Below are 2,601 nucleotides of genomic sequence, written 5' to 3'. Positions count from 1 at the left end.
CGGGTTTTGTCGATGCGCACCCACACCAGGCCGTTTTTGTCGGTCTCGAACTTCAGCCAGGCACCGCGGTTGGGGATGAGGCTGGCGCTGTAGGTGCGACGCCCGTTTTTGTCCAGCTCCGATTTGTAATAGACGCCGGGGCTGCGCACAATTTGGTTGACGATCACCCGCTCGGCGCCGTTGATGATGAAGGTGCCCCGATCCGTCATCAAGGGCAGTTCGCCGATGAAGACGTCCATGTCTTTGATCTCGCCGGTCTCTTTGTTGATCAGGCGAGTGGGCACCCGGATCTGCGCTTGATAGGTGGCATCCCGCCGCTTGGCCTCCTCGGGGTCGTAGCGGGGGCGGTTGATCTTGTACCCTTTGGAGGGATCCCCAGGGCGATATTCAGGCAGGAAGTGCAGCTCCAGCTTACCAGTGTAATCGATGATGGGGGAAAAGCTGAGAAGCTCCTCTTCAAACCCTTCTCGCAAAAACCACAAGAAACTCTCCCGCTGAATCTCCACCAGGTCAGGAAAGGTAGGAGCGACAGGGGATTGCACTGCTAATTGTGTCATGCGTTGCTCGGGAGGGGTCGCGCTGCAGTCAGGCCTTCCATTATAGAAACCCCGCCAACGATCGTCAACGAACGTTACAAAGGTCGAGGGGCTGTCCGGATCCCTTGAGGGCTCACTTGGAAAATCTCGGCAAAACCGCTGGGGATCCCCTTTTGGCTGCCGGGGCAGGGGCGGTTTCCGCCATGCCTTAAGGATTGTTCACATCCATTCACACTCAGGCAGATTATTCTAATCTTTGACCGTTTTTACGGATCATCCGCTGCTCCAGCTCGGATTTCCGGTCGACCGTGGGGATCGGAGGGGTGGTTCTGACAGGCTCAGCCGGTCGCCAGGGTGGACGCGGCGCCGGTCTTTGTCGCTTTTGAGATGCACGCTGTTGATGCAGGCTAGGGGGCAAGACGCGGAGCCATCAATCATGAGAAAGGATCGGGAATGGGTTTACAAAGCTTCTCAGGCTGGGGGAACCTCGGGATGGCTTGCGGGTGATCTGCGGGTGATCTAATGAAGCACAGTTTGTTGGCGAGGAGGGTTTTGTGAGTCAAAGTCAGAACAATCAGAATAAGAATGATTTGAGTAACCGGGACAACAGCCTGTCGGCCCAGTTGCGGGAGGGCACCAAGCAGTCCCACACCATGGCCGAGAACATGGCCTTTATCAAGTGTTTCCTGAAGGGAGTGGTGGATAAACGGGCCTACAGCCGCTACCTGGGCAATTTCTACTTTGTCTACAGCGCTTTGGAAGAAGGCTTTGCCCAACTGCGAGAGCACCCCCTGGTGGGCCGGCTCTACTACCCAGAGCTGTGGCGCAAGGCCAGCCTGGAGAAGGATTTAAATTATTTTGTTGGCCCCAACTGGCGCTCTTTGGTCAAGCCCTCCCCTGCCTGCCAGGTCTATGTCAACCGCATTCGGGAAGTGGTGGAAAAAGATCCGCTTCTGCTGATCGCTCACGCCTACACCCGCTACATCGGCGACCTGTCGGGCGGTCAAATCCTCAAAAACATCGCCCGCCGGGCCATGGGCTTGCCGCAGGGGGAAGGAACGGCCTTCTACGATTTCGAGCAGATCCCTCATGAGGGCAAGTTCAAGCAGCGCTACCGTGCCCAGATGGATGCATTGGGGCTGGATCAAGCCACCATCGACCGCATTGTGGCAGAGGCCAACTATGCCTTCAAGCTGAACATGGATCTGTTTAGGGAGTTGGAGGGCAATTGGCTGTTGTCGATGGCCCGCTTGGCCTGGAATTCGCTGCTCAGCCAGTTTCAACGCAAGCCCACCCGTTCTGAGGCAGCCGCTCCCAGCTCCTAAAATCCGGATTCCAGAGGGCAGTGAGGCGATGGGTTCTGCTGCCTATCTCCCCTCTCCCTCTGGGAGAAGAGCCGGGGGTGAGGATCAGTCACATTCAAGAGTGTCGCGGGTGGCCCGACCGGTTACAGGGTTAACGCCGGTGGCCCGTTCGCAAAGGATGGAGAAGGCGTCTTGCCGTATCAACGCATTGGTGAAATCCGCCCCATCAATTTGGATCCCTTCGACTCGGGCCAGCCACATCATGCTGTCCTGCAGTTGCGCTTCTCGCAGATCCGCACCCTGTAAGTTGGCCATGTCCAAAGTGGCCCCCCGCAGGTCGGCCCCGCGCAAGTTGGCTTTGCTGAGATTGGCCCCGAACAGGTTCGCCCCTGCCGCCTTCACATGGCTGAGATCGCTTTGGCGCAGGTTGGCCTTGAGAAACTTCCAGCCGCTCAGGTCTTGCCCTGCAAAGCTCACCCCCTGCAGATCTCGTTTGGTGTAGTCCTCTGCCTGGGCCGGGGATCCCAGCGGAGTAACCCCCAGGCAGAGTATCAGCCCGCAAAGCACCATCCCCCGCAGGAAACGGCTCAGCCAAGACCGCCTCGCCAGAACCGAAGCCAGCCAGGCAACAGACATCGTGGATCCCTCCCTCAAGGAAACCTCCATGGCTTGGGAATTGCTTCTGGTTTTATCTTACCGGATAGGGATCCCGCCGGCAGGTTGGGCTATCATGAACTACCCCACCGCATAGGCGGATGGGG

At 58.0% G+C, this 2,601-nt stretch carries 2 protein-coding genes and 1 pseudogene; 1 reads left to right on the top strand and 2 read right to left on the bottom strand.

What is annotated here, in order from left to right; genetic code table 11:
* Nucleotides 1-557: pseudogene (locus tag NW856_RS13440) on the bottom strand (DNA-directed RNA polymerase subunit beta); the annotation flags it as partial.
* Nucleotides 558-1,147: 590 nt separating this feature from the next.
* On the opposite strand from NW856_RS13440, the gene NW856_RS13435 reads away from it, so the two are divergent.
* Nucleotides 1,148-1,861 carry a heme oxygenase (biliverdin-producing) gene (locus NW856_RS13435; protein ID WP_414400662.1) on the top strand — a complete coding sequence of 238 codons (714 nt, stop codon included), beginning with the start codon at nucleotides 1,148-1,150 and terminating at the stop codon, nucleotides 1,859-1,861.
* A gap of 84 nt (nucleotides 1,862-1,945) precedes the next feature.
* Here the strand turns inward: NW856_RS13435 and NW856_RS13430 are convergent, their stop codons facing one another.
* Complete coding sequence (locus tag NW856_RS13430) at nucleotides 1,946-2,476, bottom strand: pentapeptide repeat-containing protein (protein ID WP_414400661.1); 531 nt, start codon at nucleotides 2,474-2,476, stop codon at nucleotides 1,946-1,948.
* Between the last annotated feature and the right edge of the window lie 125 nt (nucleotides 2,477-2,601).

Origin of the sequence: Synechococcus sp. R3-13 (assembly GCF_047462195.1) — a bacterium.
Classification (GTDB): Bacteria; Cyanobacteriota; Cyanobacteriia; order Thermostichales; family Thermostichaceae; genus Thermostichus.
Note: the sequence above shows the minus strand (reverse complement) of the source record. Positions and strands in the feature narration are given on the sequence as shown.

Excerpts from the sequence above, each read along its gene's own strand:
- NW856_RS13430 (WP_414400661.1), bottom strand. The coding sequence starts at position 2,476 with ATGTCTGTTGCCTGGCTGGCTTCGGTTCTGGCGAGGCGGTCTTGGCTG.